The sequence below is a fragment of the Mycobacterium dioxanotrophicus genome (assembly GCF_002157835.1).
Lineage (GTDB): Bacteria > Actinomycetota > Actinomycetes > Mycobacteriales > Mycobacteriaceae > Mycobacterium > Mycobacterium dioxanotrophicus.
The window spans coordinates 3,870,480-3,886,799 of sequence record NZ_CP020809.1 but is presented as its reverse complement, the minus strand read 5'-3'; the positions used below and the strand labels follow the sequence as shown (position 1 = coordinate 3,886,799).

The 16,320-nt window shown below is 68.5% G+C and carries 13 protein-coding genes; 11 read left to right on the top strand and 2 right to left on the bottom strand.

The window, feature by feature from the left end:
• Positions 1-61: 61 nt before the first annotated feature.
• Entirely contained in the window at positions 62-2,041 is a 1,980-nt protein-coding gene (locus tag BTO20_RS18670; RefSeq protein ID WP_198344540.1) for a gamma-glutamyltransferase family protein, read from the bottom strand.
• 57 nt (positions 2,042-2,098) lie between these two features.
• Here BTO20_RS18670 and uvrC point away from each other — a divergent pair, with 57 nt between their 5' ends.
• From uvrC to whiA, 4 genes are read left to right on the top strand one after another with little or no spacing between them, the layout of a single operon-like run.
• Entirely contained in the window at positions 2,099-4,120 is a 2,022-nt protein-coding gene (uvrC, locus tag BTO20_RS18665; protein ID WP_087077772.1) for an excinuclease ABC subunit UvrC, read from the top strand.
• Complete coding sequence (gene rapZ, locus BTO20_RS18660) at positions 4,117-5,034, top strand: RNase adapter RapZ (RefSeq protein WP_087077771.1); 918 nt, start codon at positions 4,117-4,119, stop codon at positions 5,032-5,034. Before uvrC ends, rapZ begins: the two co-directional genes overlap by 4 nt.
• Positions 5,031-6,122, top strand: coding sequence for a uridine diphosphate-N-acetylglucosamine-binding protein YvcK (gene yvcK, locus BTO20_RS18655; protein ID WP_087077770.1), 1,092 nt, complete (start codon positions 5,031-5,033; stop codon positions 6,120-6,122). Before rapZ ends, yvcK begins: the two co-directional genes overlap by 4 nt.
• Positions 6,119-7,096, top strand: coding sequence for a DNA-binding protein WhiA (gene whiA, locus BTO20_RS18650; protein WP_087082341.1), 978 nt, complete (start codon positions 6,119-6,121; stop codon positions 7,094-7,096). The genes yvcK and whiA overlap by 4 nt, the downstream gene beginning before the upstream one ends.
• A 10-nt stretch (positions 7,097-7,106) precedes the next feature.
• On the opposite strand, the gene BTO20_RS18645 is transcribed toward whiA, so the two are convergent.
• Positions 7,107-8,768: an SLC13 family permease gene (locus BTO20_RS18645; RefSeq protein WP_087077769.1), complete on the bottom strand. Its 1,662-nt coding sequence runs from the start codon at positions 8,766-8,768 to the stop codon at positions 7,107-7,109.
• Positions 8,769-8,916: 148 nt separating this feature from the next.
• Here BTO20_RS18645 and gap point away from each other — a divergent pair, with 148 nt between their 5' ends.
• The 7 genes from gap to ppc all read left to right on the top strand — a co-directional run bounded on the left by gap (position 8,917) and on the right by ppc (position 16,314).
• On the top strand, positions 8,917-9,939 hold the full coding sequence (gene gap / locus BTO20_RS18640; protein WP_087077768.1) for a type I glyceraldehyde-3-phosphate dehydrogenase: 1,023 nt from the start codon (positions 8,917-8,919) through the stop codon (positions 9,937-9,939).
• Between the two features lie 5 nt (positions 9,940-9,944).
• Positions 9,945-11,168: a phosphoglycerate kinase gene (locus BTO20_RS40575; RefSeq protein WP_087077767.1), complete on the top strand. Its 1,224-nt coding sequence runs from the start codon at positions 9,945-9,947 to the stop codon at positions 11,166-11,168.
• 30 nt (positions 11,169-11,198) lie between these two features.
• Positions 11,199-11,984: a triose-phosphate isomerase gene (tpiA, locus tag BTO20_RS40570; protein WP_087077766.1), complete on the top strand. Its 786-nt coding sequence runs from the start codon at positions 11,199-11,201 to the stop codon at positions 11,982-11,984.
• 44 nt (positions 11,985-12,028) lie between these two features.
• A complete protein-coding gene (secG, locus tag BTO20_RS18625) occupies positions 12,029-12,262 on the top strand; it encodes a preprotein translocase subunit SecG (RefSeq protein WP_064944196.1) in 234 nt (77 codons plus the stop codon).
• Positions 12,263-12,471: 209 nt separating this feature from the next.
• On the top strand, positions 12,472-13,053 hold the full coding sequence (locus tag BTO20_RS18620; RefSeq protein ID WP_087082339.1) for an MspA family porin: 582 nt from the start codon (positions 12,472-12,474) through the stop codon (positions 13,051-13,053).
• Complete coding sequence (locus BTO20_RS18615) at positions 13,050-13,472, top strand: hypothetical protein (RefSeq protein WP_157680243.1); 423 nt, start codon at positions 13,050-13,052, stop codon at positions 13,470-13,472. Before BTO20_RS18620 ends, BTO20_RS18615 begins: the two co-directional genes overlap by 4 nt.
• Before the next feature lie 52 nt (positions 13,473-13,524).
• The gene (ppc, locus tag BTO20_RS18610) at positions 13,525-16,314 is read left to right on the top strand and encodes a phosphoenolpyruvate carboxylase (RefSeq protein WP_087077764.1); all 2,790 of its coding nucleotides are present in this window, start codon (positions 13,525-13,527) and stop codon (positions 16,312-16,314) included.
• Positions 16,315-16,320 lie beyond the last annotated feature (6 nt).

Below are 16,320 nucleotides of genomic sequence, written 5' to 3'. Positions count from 1 at the left end.
ACAAGAGGGACGAATCGGAAGCCGGATCTGTCCCTCGCGTGAGCCTCGGTGAATGCACGACTCAGCGGGCGTCGCCCATCACCAGACCTTCTCGGCGCGGGTCCGCGCCGCCCACCCAGCCCGGCTGTGCGCGCATGATCGCCGAGAGCCCGCTGGACTGGTCGGCGACGTTGACCCGATGGCCCAGCTTGCGCAGCCCGGCCACGAGCGGATCGTGATCGCCCTGGGCGCCCGGTGGACCGGAGGCGTCGACGGCGGGATGCTCGCCGCCGACATTGGTCTCCGGGGTGTTGGCGGCACCGAAATCGACCATGGACACCGCCTGCTGCGGATCCAAGCCCCAATCCAGCATGCCGACAATCGTTTTGACGACGAACTGGATGATCACCGAGCCACCCGGGGATCCCAGCACCGCGTACAGCGGCCCACGCCCAGGCCCGGTCTTGTCGAACACCAGCGTCGGCGCCATGGAGCTGCGCGGTCGCTTGCCCGGCTGCACCCGGTTGGCCACCGGGACTCCCTCGGGGCTGACCGGATCGGCCGCGAAGTCGGTGAGCTGATTGTTGAGCAGGAATCCGTCGACCATGTGGAACGAGCCGAACGACGATTCGATCGTGGTGGTCAATGACGCCGCATTGCCGTAGCTGTCGACGATGCTGACCTGGCTGGTGCCGTGTTCACGGGCCGGCGCTGCGGTGGCCGGCGGGCCGAACTCGCCGGGCTGCGCGGTGCCCATGGTGTGCTGCTGGGAGATCAGCGCGGCGCGCCCGGTCAGGTATGCGCTGCCCAGCAGGGTCGCGGGGGTTCCGCCGGGCAGCGGCACGAAGTCGGTGTCGGCGACGTAGCGGTCGCGGTCGGCGTAGGCCAGGCGTTCGGCTTCGGAGACCAGGTGCACGCCCATCACGGTGGGGTGCCCGCCGTTGAGGTCGATGTCGGTGGGCCGGTCGGCACTCATCGCGAAGTGTTCGAGGATGCCCAGCGTGGCGGCCACGGCCATCCCGCCGGACGACGGTGGCGGCATGCCGCAGATCTCCCGACCGCGGTACCCCGTACACAACGGTGGGCGTTCCTTGGCGGTGTAGCCGGCGAGGTCCTGTTCGGTCATCAGGCTCGGCGTGCGCCCACCGGCAGTGTTGGTCGCGGCCGCGACGATGGCCCTGGCGATGTCGCCGGTGTAGAAGGCCTGGGCGCCGCCGGATCCGATGGCGCCCAGGGTTTTGGCGTATGCGGGATTGGTCAGCCGGGTGGCCACCGGTTTGGGGCTGCCATCAGGGTTCAGCAGGTATGCCGCGGCGGCGGGATCACCGCGCAGTTGAGGTGAGGCGTCGGCGATGGCCTCGGCCATCCGTGGGCTGATGTCGAAGCCGTCGTCGGCCAGTCGCACCGCGGGATCGAACAGGTCCCGCCACGACTTCTTCCCGAAGGTGCGGTGGACGTCGTCGAGCATTCGCACGATGCCGGGTACGCCGATGGAGCGTCCCGAGGCCCTGGTATCGGGACGGGGCTCGACGCGCTCGGTGTCCGACACCCACCGTAAATAGTTCTCGGTGGCCGCGGCCGGTGCGGTTTCGCGGCCGTCGAACGTCCGCACCGCCCCGGAGGCGGCGTCGTAGTAGACCAGGAACCCGCCGCCGCCGATACCGGAGGACTGCGGCTCCACCAGGCCCAGCACGGCCTGCGCGGTCACCAGGGCGTCGGCTGCGGTGCCGCCGTTGCGCAGCACCTTGCAGGCGGCTTCGGTGGCAAGCGGGTTGGCGGTGGCCACCGCGTACGTGGCGGTGTGGACGGCGGTCATGTCACGGCGGTAGCCCGTCGCCACTTCGGGATTGGTGGCCAGGTTGGCGGTCGTGCCCGGCGCGGGTGGTGGTGCGGGTGGTGGTGCGGGCGCGGTCGGTGTCTTGGGTGTCGGGGTGCCGTTGGAGGCGATGGTGCACGGCGCGGGCGTGGTCGCGCTTCGGCGCTGAGCGTCGCCGGCGCATCCGCCGAGAACCAACACGACGCCAGTGAGCAGGGCGATGACCAATCGCGTGGACGCCAGCATCCGCACCCTCTCGACGGTAGCGGAGATCAGTCGGATCGCGGCAGTAACCTTGAATCCGTGCCCGATCCAGCGACATACCGGCCGGCGCCCGGATCGATCCCAGTTGAACCGGGCGTCTACCGGTTTCGCGATCCCCATGGGCGGGTCATCTATGTCGGCAAGGCCAAGAGCCTCCGCAGCAGGCTGACGTCGTACTTCGCCGACCTCACCGGCCTGGCGCCGCGCACCCGGCAGATGGTGATGACCGCGGGCAGCGTCGAGTGGACGGTGGTGAACACCGAAGTCGAGGCGCTGCAGCTCGAGTACAACTGGATCAAGGAGTTCGACCCCCGCTTCAACATCCGTTACCGCGACGACAAGTCGTATCCGGTGCTGGCCGTCACGCTCAACGAGGAATACCCGCGGTTGATGGTGTACCGCGGCCCGCGCAAGAAGGGCGTCCGCTACTTCGGTCCGTACTCGCATGCCTGGGCCATCCGCGAAACCCTGGACCTGCTCACCCGGGTGTTCCCGGCCCGCACCTGCTCGGCGGGAGTCTTCAAGCGGCACAACCAGATCGGCCGTCCCTGCCTGCTCGGGTACATCGACAAGTGCTCGGCGCCCTGTATCGGCAGGGTCACCGCCGAGCAGCATCGGCAGATCGTGCTGGACTTCTGCGACTTCCTGGCCGGCCGCACCGACCGGCTGGCCCGCGACCTGGAGCAGCAGATGCTCGCCGCTGCCGAGGAGCTCGACTTCGAGCGGGCAGCACGCTTGCGGGACAACATCTCTGCGCTCAAGCGGGCGCTGGAGAAGCAGGCGGTGGTGTTCGGCGACGGGACCGACGCCGACCTGGTGGCCTTCGCGGACGACGACCTGGAGGCTGCCGTCCAGGTGTTCCACGTCCGCGGTGGCCGGGTGCGCGGCCAGCGTGGCTGGATCGTGGAGAAGTCGGGTGACCCGGAGCAATCTGGTCAGGAGCAGTTGGTCGAGCAGTTTCTCACCCAGTTCTACGGTGATCAGGCCGAGCTGGGTGGGGCCGCCGACGAGGCGACCAATCCGGTGCCGCGACAGGTGCTGGTGCCGGTGCTGCCGCCCAACGCCGACGAGCTGGCGGTGTGGCTGTCGGGGTTGCGTGGCTCGCGGGTGGCGCTGCGGGTGCCGGTGCGCGGTGACAAGCGCGCGCTGGCCGAGACCGTGCAGCGCAACGCGCAGGAGGCGCTGGCCCAGCACAAACTCAAGCGGGCCGGGGATTTCAACGCCAGGTCCGAAGCTCTGCAGAGCATCCAGGAATCGCTCGGGCTGGCCGACGCGCCGCTGCGCATCGAGTGCATCGACATCAGCCACGTCCAGGGGACCGACGTGGTGGCGTCGCTGGTGGTCTTCGAGGACGGGCTGCCGCGCAAGAGCGACTACCGCCACTACGCCATCCGGGAGGCCGCGGGAGAGGGACGTTCCGACGACGTCGCGTCCATCGCCGAGGTCACCCGGCGGCGGTTCCAGCGGCACCTCGCCGACACGAAACCCGATGCGACGGCCGAGCAGCGGCCGCGCCGGTTCGCCTACCCGCCCAACCTGTTCGTCGTCGACGGCGGCGCACCGCAGGTCAACGCCGCGGCCGCGGTACTGGAAGAACTCGGCGTCCACGATGTCGCGGTGATCGGTCTGGCCAAGCGTCTCGAAGAGGTGTGGGTGCCCTCCGAGCCCGATCCGGTGATCCTGCCGCGCACCAGCGAAGGGCTCTACCTGTTGCAGCGGGTGCGTGACGAGGCGCACCGCTTCGCCATCAGCTACCACCGCAGTAAGCGGTCCAAGCGGATGACGGCGTCGGCTCTCGATGCGGTGCGCGGGCTGGGGGAGAATCGGCGCAAGGCGCTGGTGACACATTTCGGGTCCGTGGCCCGGCTCAAAGAAGCGACCGTGGAGGAGATCACCGCGGTGCCGGGCATCGGCGTCGCCACGGCGCGGGCCGTCCGCGAGGCGCTCAGCGCGCCGGATTCCGGCGCACCTGCAACCGTTATCCAGGATGATCGATCGAGGGGCAATGCGATGACAGGGGCGGACATGGACACCAGTGAGCGGCAGGTGGATCGGGCGTGACAGAACAGCCACATCGGGACCCTCTCGACAGCACGGGGGCGGTCGCCGATTCCGGCATCGACGTGGTCCTGGTCACCGGCTTGTCGGGGGCGGGACGCGGCACCGCGGCCAAGGTGCTCGAGGACCTCGGCTGGTATGTCGCCGACAATCTGCCGCCCGAGCTGATCGCCCGAATGGTCGAGTTCGGTCTGGCGGCGGGCTCGCGCATCACCCAATTGGCGGTGGTGATGGATGCGCGGTCCCGGGGCTTCACCGGCGACCTGGATTCGGTGCGCAACGAACTTGCCACGCGGAACATCACGCCGCGGGTGCTGTTCCTGGAGGCGTCCGACGCCATCCTGGTGCGCCGCTACGAGCAGAACCGGCGCAGCCACCCGTTGCAGGGCAATCAGACCCTGGCCGAGGGGATCGCCGCGGAGCGCGCGATGCTGGCCCCGGTCCGCGCGGTGGCCGACCTCGTGATCGACACCTCGGCGCTGCCGGTGCCCGCGCTGCGGGCCAGCATCGAGCGCGCCTTCGGCAGTGAGACAGTGTCGGACACCAACGTGACAGTAGAGTCGTTCGGCTACAAGTACGGGCTGCCGATGGACGCCGACACGGTGATGGATGTGCGGTTCCTGCCCAATCCGCACTGGGTGGACGAGTTGCGCCCGCACACCGGTCAGCATGCGGCGGTGCGGGACTACGTGCTCGGTCAGCCCGGGGCCCACGAGTTTCTGGAGACCTACCATCGGCTGTTGGACGTCGTGATCGACGGATACCGCAGGGAGGGGAAGCGCTATATGACCGTGGCCATCGGGTGCACCGGCGGCAAACATCGCAGTGTCGCGATCGCCGAAGCCCTGGCGCAGCGGTTGGCCGGCGGCGACAAACTCACGGTGCGGGTGCTGCACCGGGATTTGGGTCGCGAATGAGGCCCGGACGCGAGGAGGGCAATTCACCCATCCGCATCGTCGCCCTGGGCGGTGGACACGGCCTGTACGCGACGTTGTCGGCGGCTCGGCGGCTCACGCCGCACGTGACCGCGGTGGTCACGGTGGCCGACGACGGTGGCTCGTCGGGCCGGCTGCGCTCGGAGCTGGACGTCGTCCCGCCCGGCGATCTTCGAATGGCGTTGGCGGCGTTGGCATCGGACAGCCCGCACGGCAGGCTGTGGGCAACCATCATCCAGCACCGGTTCGGTGGCAGCGGAGCCCTGGCCGGCCATCCCATCGGGAACCTGATCCTGGCCGGGCTCAACGAGGTCCTGGCCGATCCGGTGGCGGCGCTCGACGAGCTCGGCCGCATCCTCGGGGTCAAGGGTCGGGTGCTGCCGATGTGCCCCATCGCGCTGCAGATCGAGGCCGACGTGGCCGGGCTGGAATCCGATCCCCGGATGAGCCGGGTCATCCGCGGGCAGGTGGCCATCGCGACCACCGTCGGCCAGGTGCGCCGAGTCCGGTTGCTGCCGGGTGACCCTCCCGCCACGCGACAGGCCATCGACGCGATCATGGCCGCCGACCTGGTGGTGCTCGGCCCCGGCTCGTGGTTCACCAGCGTCATCCCGCATGTGCTGGTGCCCCAGTTGGCGGCTGCGCTGCAGGCGACGACGGCCCGACGGGCGTTGGTGCTGAATCTGGTGGCCGAGCCCGGCGAGACTGCGGGCTTCTCGGTGGAACGGCACATCCATGTGCTGGCCCAGCATGCGCCGGAGTTCACGGTGCATGACATCATCGTGGACGCCGGCAGCGTGCCGAGCCAGCGCGAACGCGAGCAGCTCAGCCGCACGGCCAAGATCCTCAACGCCCGCGTTGAGTTTGCTGACGTGTGCCGACCTGGTACACCTTTACATGACCCGGCGAGGTTGGCCGCGGCCCTGGAAGGAGTCGGCCTGCGCGCCAAGACACCCGACGGCGGCATCGTGCAGGAACCCACGGTTCCTACGCCCACCGCCAGGTCGGTTGATGTCGTGCGGCAGGAACCGGCACCAAACAGATCGAGAGGGGACGATCCGTGGCGATGACAGCCGAGGTCAAGGACGAGCTGAGCCGGCTGGTGGTCAATTCGGTGAGTGCTCGTCGCGCCGAGGTCGCGTCGCTGTTGCGGTTCGCCGGCGGATTGCACATCGTCGCGGGACGCGTCGTGGTCGAAGCCGAGGTGGATCTCGGCATCATCGCGCGCCGGCTCCGCAAGGACATCCACGACCTCTACGGCTACAACGCGGTGGTGCACGTGCTGTCGGCCAGCGGTATCCGCAAGAACACCCGCTACGTGGTGCGGGTCGCCACCGACGGCGAAGCGCTCGCGCGGCAGACCGGCCTGCTCGATCTGCGTGGCCGTCCCGTGCGCGGGCTGCCCGCGCAGGTGGTGGGCGGTAGCGTCGGCGACGCCGAAGCCGCCTGGCGAGGAGCGTTTCTGGCGCACGGTTCGCTGACCGAGCCCGGCCGGTCGTCGGCGCTTGAGGTCAGCTGCCCGGGGCCCGAGGCGGCGCTGGCGCTGGTGGGCGCGGCGCGGCGGCTCGGGGTCAACGCCAAGGCTCGCGAGGTGCGCGGCAGTGACCGCGTGGTGGTCCGGGACGGTGAGGCCATCGGTGCCCTGCTGACCCGGATGGGCGCCCAGGACACCCGACTGACCTGGGAGGAACGCCGCATGCGCCGGGAGGTCCGGGCCACGGCCAACCGGCTGGCGAACTTCGACGACGCGAACCTGCGCCGGTCGGCACGCGCCGCGGTGGCCGCCGCCGCCCGCGTCGAGCGTGCGCTGCACATCCTCGGCGACGGGGTGCCCGACCACCTGGCGGCCGCGGGCAAGCTGCGCGTCGAGCATCGGCAGGCCTCCCTCGAGGAGCTGGGTCGGCTGGCGGACCCGCCGATGACCAAAGATGCTGTGGCAGGCCGGATTCGGCGTTTGCTGTCGATGGCCGACCGCAAGGCCAAACAGGACGGCATTCCCGACACCGAGTCGGCGGTCACCCCGGACCTGCTCGACGACGCCTGAGCCGGTTCGGCTACACCGACAGCAGCGCCCAGCCGACGCCGAAAGCCGTCAGCACCGACACCGCGGTGAGCGGCAGGCCGAAGCGCACGAAGGTCGCCGAGCTGTACCCGCCGGGGCGCATCACCATCAGGTTGGACTGGTGGCTGAACGGGTTGAGGAACGTGAACGAGATGCACGTCCCGACCAGGATCAGCAGCAGAACCGGATTCAGCCCGGTGGAGGTGGCGATGGTCAGCACGACCGGTGTCAGGATCGCCGCGGCGGCGGCGTTGGTGACGACGTTGGTCAGCAGCGTGGTGCCCACCACCACGACGAGCACGACCAGCGGGATGCTGCTGCCCGACAACCGCAGGATCGCGTCGGAGATGTAGCCGCCCAGGCCGCTGTTCACCACGATCGTGCCAAGGCCGATCGACCCCGCGATGATGGCCAGGATGTTCCAGTTCAGCGCACGGGCCGCGGAGCGCGGCGTGAGCACCCCGCTGAGCACCATCAGCACTGCGCCGGTCACGGCGACGAGCTCGACAGCGGCCAGGCCGAGAGACCCGGCGACGATGACAGCGGTCAGGATGGCCAGGGCGATCCAGGTTTTGCCGGTCTGCGGTGCGGTGCCGGTGGCCTGCTGCCACAGCCCGACGAGCGGCTGCTCGGAGAGCGCCTCGGCCGAACTGGCGGTCACCAGGCACAGTTCCCCAGGTTCGGCGTGGGCCTCGCGCAGCAATTTGTCGGTCTGCGCCGCGACCACCACGATGTCCTCGTCCTCCTCCAGATCGCGCACCGTGGCCTGCTCGTTGTTCGCCACCGCGACGAGGTAAAGGCGCTGCGGCGACAACCCGAATCGTGGACTGCCCCAAAGCATTCGGACGCCGTCCTCGGTGCACTTGTAGACCAGCACGTCGTCGGCGGCCAGCACCGAATCGGACGTCACCGCCTTGCCCCACCGGCGGATTTCCAGCAGCTGGTATTCCAGCGTGGTGTGCACGCCCAATTCCGCGGCGGTGCGGCCGATGGCGTTGGCGCTGACCGATACCGGGATCTCAGCACGCCAGGACAGCTCCCGTTCGGCCTCGTCGGCACGGCCCCGCAGCATCACCGGGGCGGTGACGAGCAGGACCAGCCAGCCGATGATCGCGACCGGCACGGCGACGGGGACGAACGAGAACATCGACAGCATCACGCCCGACGGGGCGGCCAGCGCGGCGATCAGGAGGTTTGAGCTGGTACCGATCAGGGTCGCCGAACCGGCCAGGGTCGTGGCGTGCGCGACGGGCAGCAGGACACCGCGGGCCGGCACTCCGGACTGCTGCTGGAGTTCCTTGGCGGCCGGGATCAGCATCGCCACGATCGGTGTGGTGTTGATCAGCGCCGAGACGAAACCGACCGGCGGGATCAACCGGCGCAACGCCTGCCCGGCGGTGCTCACCCCGGACAGCAACCGGAACGTCACGCGTGACACCACCCCGGTGTGCAGCACGCCCTTGGCGATGACCAGCATCGCGGCGATCGTGACGACCCCACCGTTGCTGAGTCCGGCAAACAATTCGTTGGGTGTTGCGATACCTAGCAGGCCGGCCGCCACCAGCGCACAGATCAGGGCCAGCACCGCGGGTGTTCGGCCGGTTGTCATCACGACCAACGTGACGACGATGATCACCGCAGCGGTCAGTGCCATGCCCAGATTGTCAACCAGTCCGGTCGGCGGCGCGTGACGGCACCCACACTGAGCTCGCGGGCCCTGCGCTGACCAGATCGCGCGCACTGAGACCGGCACCACTAGGCTGTTGCGCGAGCAGTCCACTGGCGACATAGGGAGAAATCACGTGACCATCCGGGTAGGCGTCAACGGCTTCGGCCGCATTGGCCGCAACTTTTACCGGGCCGTTGCGGCGCAGCAGGCCGAGGGTCAGAACACCGACATCGAAATCGTGGCGGTCAACGACCTCACCGACAACGCCACCCTGGCTCACTTGCTGAAGTTCGACTCGATCCTGGGCCGGCTGGCGCAGGACGTCAGCCTGGAGGGCGACGACACCATCGTCATCGGCGACAAGAAGATCAAGTCGCTTGAGGTCAAAGAAGGCCCGGCGGCCCTGCCGTGGGGCGACCTCGGCGTCGACGTCGTAGTCGAGTCCACCGGCATCTTCACCAACGCTGCCAAGGCCAAGGGCCACCTCGACGCGGGGGCCAAGAAGGTCGTCATCTCGGCGCCGGCCACCGACGAGGACATCACCATCGTGATGGGCGTCAACGACGACAAGTACGACGGCAGCCAGAACATCATCTCCAACGCGTCGTGCACCACCAACTGCCTCGGCCCGCTGGCCAAGGTCCTCAACGACGAGTTCGGCATCGTCCGCGGCCTGATGACCACCATCCACGCCTACACCCAGGACCAGAACCTGCAGGACGGCCCGCACAAGGATCTGCGCCGCGCCCGTGCCGCTGCACTGAACATCGTGCCGACCTCCACCGGCGCCGCCAAGGCCATCGGCCTGGTCCTGCCTGAGCTCAAGGGCAAGCTGGACGGCTACGCCATGCGCGTGCCGGTCCCCACAGGTTCGGTGACCGACCTGACGGCCGAGCTGGCCAAGTCCGCCACCGTCGCCGAGATCAACGCCGCGATGAAGGCCGCTGCCGAGGGCCCGCTCAAGGGCATCATGAAGTACTACGACGCCCCGATCGTGTCGAGCGACATCGTCACCGACCCGCACAGCTCGCTGTTCGACTCGGGTCTGACCAAGGTCATCGACAACCAGGCCAAGGTGGTCTCCTGGTACGACAACGAGTGGGGCTACTCCAACCGCCTCGCCGATCTGGTCGCACTGGTCGGCAAGTCGCTCTGAGCAAGATGGGCGTCAAGACACTCAACGATCTGTTGGCCGAGGGTGTGGAAGGTCGGGGCGTGTTGGTGCGCTCGGACCTGAATGTCCCGCTCGACGACCAGGGCAACATCACCGATCCGGGCCGCATCATCGCCTCTGTCCCGACGCTGCAGGCGTTGGCCGAGGCGGGCGCGAAGGTCGTCGTCACCGCCCACCTCGGGCGCCCCAAGGGCGGCCCCGACCCCAAGTTCTCGCTGGCCCCGGTGGCCGTGGCGCTGGGGGAGAAGCTGGGCCGGCACGTGCAGCTGGCCGGCGACGTGGTCGGGACCGACGCACTGGCCCGCGCCGAAGGCCTCACTGACGGCGACGTCCTGCTGCTGGAGAACATCCGCTTCGATCCGCGTGAGACCAGCAAGGACGACGCCGAGCGGCTCGCGCTGGCCAACGAACTCGCCGCCCTCGTGGAAGGCGCCGACGGGTCGCCGGGTGCCTTCGTGTCCGACGGCTTCGGTGTGGTGCACCGCAAGCAGGCGTCGGTGTACGACATCGCGACGCTGTTGCCGCATTACGCGGGCACGCTCGTGGACGCCGAGGTCAAGGTGCTCGAGCAGCTGACCAGCTCGACCGAACGGCCGTACGCCGTGGTGCTGGGCGGCTCCAAGGTGTCCGACAAGCTCGCGGTCATCGAGAACCTCGCCACCAAGGCCGACAGCCTCATCATCGGTGGCGGCATGTGCTTCACCTTCCTTGCGGCACAAGGCGTTTCGGTAGGAACCTCGCTGTGCCAGGAGGAGATGATCGACACCTGCAAGCGCCTGCTGGAGACCTACGCCGACGTGATCCACCTGCCGGTCGACATCGTCGTCGCCGACAAGTTCGCCGCCGACGCCGAGCCCGAGACGGTCGCTTCGGACCGTATCCCGGACGGCAAGATGGGCCTCGACATCGGCCCGGAGTCGGTCAAGCGGTTCAGCGCGCTGCTTTCGAACGCCAAAACGGTGTTCTGGAACGGCCCGATGGGTGTGTTCGAGTTCCCGGCATTCGCGGCAGGCACCAAGGGGGTGGCCGAGGCCATCATCGGTGCCACGGCCAAGGGGGCCTTCAGCGTCGTGGGCGGCGGAGACTCGGCCGCGGCTGTGCGTCAGCTCGGGCTGCCCGAGGACGGTTTCTCGCACATCTCCACCGGTGGCGGTGCGTCGCTGGAATATCTAGAGGGCAAAGACCTGCCCGGTATCGAAATTTTGCAGTAGTTCGTCCACTCAAGATCAACGAGGAGACCCGTGGCGCGCAAGCCGCTCATCGCCGGCAACTGGAAGATGAACCTCAATCACTTCGAGGCCATCGCTCTGGTGCAGAAGATCGCATTCGCCTTGCCGGACAAGTACTTTGACAAGGTTGATGTGACCGTCATCCCGCCGTTCACCGATCTGCGCAGTGTGCAGACGCTCGTCGACGGTGACAAGCTGCGCCTGACGTACGGCGCCCAGGACCTGTCGCAACACGACTCCGGTGCCTACACCGGCGACATCAGCGGCGCGTTCCTGGCCAAGCTGGGCTGCAGCTACGTCGTGGTGGGGCACTCCGAGCGACGCACGTATCACCACGAGGACGATGCGCTGGTGGCCGCCAAGACCGCCGCGGCGTTCAAGCATGGCGTCACGCCGATCGTCTGCATCGGTGAGCAGCTCGAGGTGCGTGAGGCCGGCGACCACGTCGAGTTCAACATCAACTCGCTGCGCGGCTCGCTTGCCGGGCTGTCGAAAGAGCAGATCGGCCAGGTCGTCATCGCCTACGAGCCGGTGTGGGCCATCGGCACGGGCCGGGTGGCCAGCGCAGCCGACGCGCAGGAGGTCTGCAAGGCCATCCGCGACGAACTCGGCAACCTGTCGACGCCCGAGCTCGCCGCGGGTATCCGGGTGCTCTACGGCGGCTCGGTGAACGCCAAGAACGCCGGTGAGATCGTTGCGCAGCCCGATATCGACGGTGCCCTCGTCGGTGGTGCGTCGCTGGACGGCGAGCAGTTCGCCACCCTGTCGGCCATCGCCGCAGGTGGACCCCTGCCGTAACCCCGGGGCCGGGACCGGCAGCCTGACCAGGTATTCTGGCGGCCATGCAATTGGCGCTGCAGATCATCCTGGTCGTGACCAGTGTGCTGGTCGTGCTGCTGGTCCTGCTGCACCGTGCCAAGGGTGGCGGCCTGTCCACCCTGTTCGGCGGCGGCGTCCAGTCCAGCCTGTCCGGCTCCACGGTGGTCGAGAAGAACCTCGACCGACTGACGCTGTTCGTCACCGGCATCTGGCTGGTGTCGATCGTCGGCGTTGCCCTGCAGATCAAATACGCCTGACGGTTCGGGCGCACAGCTCGGCCCGTCACCACCCCGCCGCGCCAGTCCACCGGTCATCCGCATTCGGGTACCAGGAACCACTCAGCACAGCCTCCTAGGATCGCCGTCGGTGCCTGAATCAGTCACCGACCAGACCTTTTTGGGGCTTAGGCGGGGTGCACGTGTTCAGACTTCTCGGCGCCGGCGTCGGTGCGGTGTCGCTGCTCTGCCTGGCAGGTGGGGTAGCCGTCGCGGATCCGCTTCCGGTGGCCGACGTCACGCAGTCGGCTGACACCGACGACGGGTGGCATCTCAGCGCGTCGCTGACCCGGATGACCATCAATTCGGTGCCGAACATGGCAGCAACCGCGTTCACCCGCGAGGGATTCGTCACGGGCAAGGCCGCGGCCACGATCGACGGCAACGGCGGCGTCGCCGTCAACTCCGGCACCCTGGTCCTCGGGCTCCAATTGGGCTGCCAGATCGACCTCAGCGAGGGTGCCAGCGTCGGCGGCAACGCGGACATCGGGATCAACCCCGGCATCAACGGCAACGTGCTGAACGACATCGGGCCGTATGCGGATCTTGGTGGCAACGTGTCGGTGAACCTGTTGCCGGGCACCATCACCAACATCGGACTCGGCAAGAAAGAACTCAAGGGCCGCACCGGGGAGATCGTCGTGCACGATGCGCACGTCAAGGTCGATGCGTGCGGTGGCCCGGTGCCCATCCGGTTCTTCGCCACCGCGATGATCGACACGGATACCTCCGACGACAGCGTCAACGCCTACGGGGACATCCTCTCGCTATGACGGCCCGACCCTTCCGGATAGCGGTACTTGTCACGTGGGTGGCCGCGATGGTCATCAACATGCCCGCAGCCAGTGCCGACAATTGCACGGGCGCAGGTGATTTCGGGGCAGCTGCGGGCTGTGCGGCGCCGGGCGACGGATCGGGGAAGACCGAAAGCTGGCCACCGACGTCGGTGGATTGGCCGCCTGACTTCAGCTCCGACTCCGAGGCCGGGGCCAAGGACACCGACCAGGGCGCCGCGACCCCGATCGTGCTGCCGGACGGCCGGCCCGCGCCGCATGCCAAATCGTCGGCGGGCCAGGGTGATTCAGTCGGCACATCGACAAGTCCGACACCGATCGTGCCGGTGGGCGGTGCGCCGTCGGCGGCAGTCCCGACGCCCACACCGATCGTCGGGCCCACGTCGCCCACCCCGTAGGCGGGTACCACCCGCTGTGCGCCCGGTTCGCCGACCCCCGATACTGGGACACATGGCAGAGGCTTTCGACACCACCCTGTTGCCCATCGGTTCGGTGTACCGCACCCAGGTGGGCCGGGAAGCCACCGAGCCGATGCGCGAGGACATCAGACTGCTCGGCACGATCCTCGGCGACACCGTGCGGGAACAGAACGGCGAGGAGGTGTTCGACCTCATCGAACGTGCCCGGGTGGAATCGTTCCGCGTCCGGCGCTCCGAGATCGACCGAGCGGAGCTGGCCGGCCTGTTCGGCGGTATCGATGTCCACCAGGCCATTCCGGTCATCCGGGCCTTCACCCACTTCGCGCTGCTGGCCAACGTGGCCGAGGACATCCACCGGGAACGGCGCCGCGCGGTGCACGTGGCGGCAGGCGAACCCCCGCAGGACAGCAGCCTGGCGGCCACCTACCGCAAGCTGGACTCGGCGGCTCTCGACGCTGCCGCCGTTGCCGACGCGCTGACGGGCGCGCTGGTCTCGCCCGTCATCACCGCGCATCCCACCGAAACTCGGCGCCGCACGGTGTTCGACACCCAGCACCGCATCACCGAGCTGATGCGGTTGCGGCTGCACGGCCAGACCCGCACCGCCGACGACCGCGACATCGAGGTCGAGCTGAGACGCCACATCCTGACGCTGTGGCAGACGGCGTTGGTGCGGCTGTCCCGGCTGAAGATCTCCGACGAGATCGAAACCGGCCTGCGGTACTACCCGGCGGCGTTCTTCGAGGTCATACCGCAGGTCAACGCCCAGGTGCGCAGCGAGCTGCAGAGCCGCTGGCCCGACGCCGGACTGTTGGAGGTCCCGATCCTGCGGCCGGGGTCGTGGATCGGCGGCGACCGCGACGGCAACCCCAACGTCACACCGGAGATCGTCCGGCTGGCCACCGGCCGGGCCGCGTACACGGCGCTCGGGCACTACTTCACCGAGATCACCGCTCTGGAGGAAGAGCTGTCCCTGTCGGTGCGCCTCGTCCGGGTCAGCCCGGAGCTCACCGCGCTCGCCGATGCCTGCACCGAGCCGGCACGCGCCGACGAGCCGTATCGGCGCGCGCTGCGCGTGATCCACGGGCGTCTCACGGCCACCGCCGCCGAGATCCTCGACGAGCAGCCCGAACAGGTGCTCGACCTGGGGCTGACCGCGTACCGCACGCCCGCCGAATTGCTCGCCGACCTCGATACCGTCGATGCGTCACTGCGCGGGCACGGCAGCGCCGTACTGGCCGATGATCGCTTGGGCCGCCTGCGAGAGGCCGTGCGGGTCTTCGGTTTTCATCTGTGCGGCTTGGACATGCGGCAGAACTCGGAGACACACGAGCAGGTCGTCGCCGAGCTACTGGCCTGGGCCGGAGTGCATCCCGACTACGCGTCGTTGCCGGAGGCCGAGCGGGTCGAGCTGCTCGCCGCCGAGGTGGCCACCCGCCGCCCGCTGATCGGCGAGGGCGCGCAGCTCTCGGAACTGGCGCGCAAGGAACTCGGGATCGTCGCCGCGGCGGCCAGGGCGGTCAAGGTGCTCGGCCCCGAGGCGGTGCCCAACTACATCATCTCGATGTGCCAGTCGGTCTCCGATCTGCTGGAGGCCGCGGTGCTGCTGAAAGAGGCTGGGCTGCTGGATGTTTCGACCGGGTACTGCCCGGTCGGGATCGTGCCGCTGTTCGAGACCATCGACGACCTGCAGCGCGGTTCGACGATCCTGGAGGATGCGCTGGACCTGCCGGTGTACCGCGAGATCGTCACCGCGCGCGACCAGCAGCAGGAAGTGATGCTCGGCTACTCGGACTCCAACAAGGACGGTGGCTATCTGGCCGCCAACTGGGCCCTGTACCGTGCCGAACTCGACCTCGTGGAGTCGGCACGTAAGACCGGAATCCGGTTGCGGCTCTTCCACGGTCGCGGTGGGACCGTCGGCCGCGGCGGCGGCCCCAGCTATGACGCCATCCTGGCCCAACCGCCCGGCGCGGTGAAGGGCTCGCTGCGCATCACCGAACAGGGCGAGGTGATCGCGGCCAAGTACGCCGAACCCCGGATCGCGCACCGCAACCTGGAGACTCTACTGGCGGCCACCCTGGAATCGACCCTGCTCGACGTCGAAGGCCTCGGCGACGAGGCCGGGCCTGCGTACGCCGTGCTCGACGACCTCGCGGCCCGGGCTCAGCGGGCCTACGCCGAATTGGTGCACGACACACCGGGTTTCGTCGATTACTTCAAGGCGTCCACACCGGTCAGCGAGATCGGCGCGCTCAACATCGGCAGCAGGCCGACTTCTCGCAAGCCGACCACCTCGATTGCCGATCTGCGTGCCATCCCCTGGGTGCTGGCCTGGAGCCAGTCGCGCGTCATGCTGCCGGGCTGGTACGGCACCGGGACGGCGTTCGAGGAATGGATCGCCGAGGGGGACGGGCGACTGGAGGTGCTGCAAGATCTGTACCAGCGCTGGCCATTCTTCGCGACCGTGCTGTCCAACATGGCCCAGGTGCTCGCCAAGTCCGATATGGGCCTGGCAGCGCGGTATTCAGAGCTGGTCGACGATGAGGATCTGCGGGCCCGGGTGTTCGACAAGATCGTCGCCGAACACGAGCGCACCATTCGCATGCACCGGCTGATCACCGGCCAGGACGATCTGCTGGCCGACAACCCGGCGCTGGCCCGCTCGGTGTTCAACCGGTTCCCGTACCTGGAGCCGCTCAACCATCTGCAGGTGGAACTGTTGCGGCGCTACCGTTCCGGGGACACCGACGAGCTGGTGCAGCGTGGCATCCTGCTCACCATGAGTGGGCTGGCCACCGCGTTGCGCAACAGCGGTTAGACCCGG

Excerpts from the sequence above, each read along its gene's own strand:
- yvcK (WP_087077770.1), top strand. The coding sequence starts at position 5,031 with ATGAGGCCCGGACGCGAGGAGGGCAATTCACCCATCCGCATCGTCGCC.
- secG (WP_064944196.1), top strand. The coding sequence starts at position 12,029 with ATGCAATTGGCGCTGCAGATCATCCTGGTCGTGACCAGTGTGCTGGTC.
- whiA (WP_087082341.1), top strand. The coding sequence starts at position 6,119 with ATGACAGCCGAGGTCAAGGACGAGCTGAGCCGGCTGGTGGTCAATTCG.
- BTO20_RS18615 (WP_157680243.1), top strand. The coding sequence starts at position 13,050 with ATGACGGCCCGACCCTTCCGGATAGCGGTACTTGTCACGTGGGTGGCC.
- BTO20_RS18645 (WP_087077769.1), bottom strand. The coding sequence starts at position 8,768 with ATGGCACTGACCGCTGCGGTGATCATCGTCGTCACGTTGGTCGTGATG.
- ppc (WP_087077764.1), top strand. The coding sequence starts at position 13,525 with ATGGCAGAGGCTTTCGACACCACCCTGTTGCCCATCGGTTCGGTGTAC.
- BTO20_RS40575 (WP_087077767.1), top strand. The coding sequence starts at position 9,945 with ATGGGCGTCAAGACACTCAACGATCTGTTGGCCGAGGGTGTGGAAGGT.
- BTO20_RS18670 (WP_198344540.1), bottom strand. The coding sequence starts at position 2,041 with ATGCTGGCGTCCACGCGATTGGTCATCGCCCTGCTCACTGGCGTCGTG.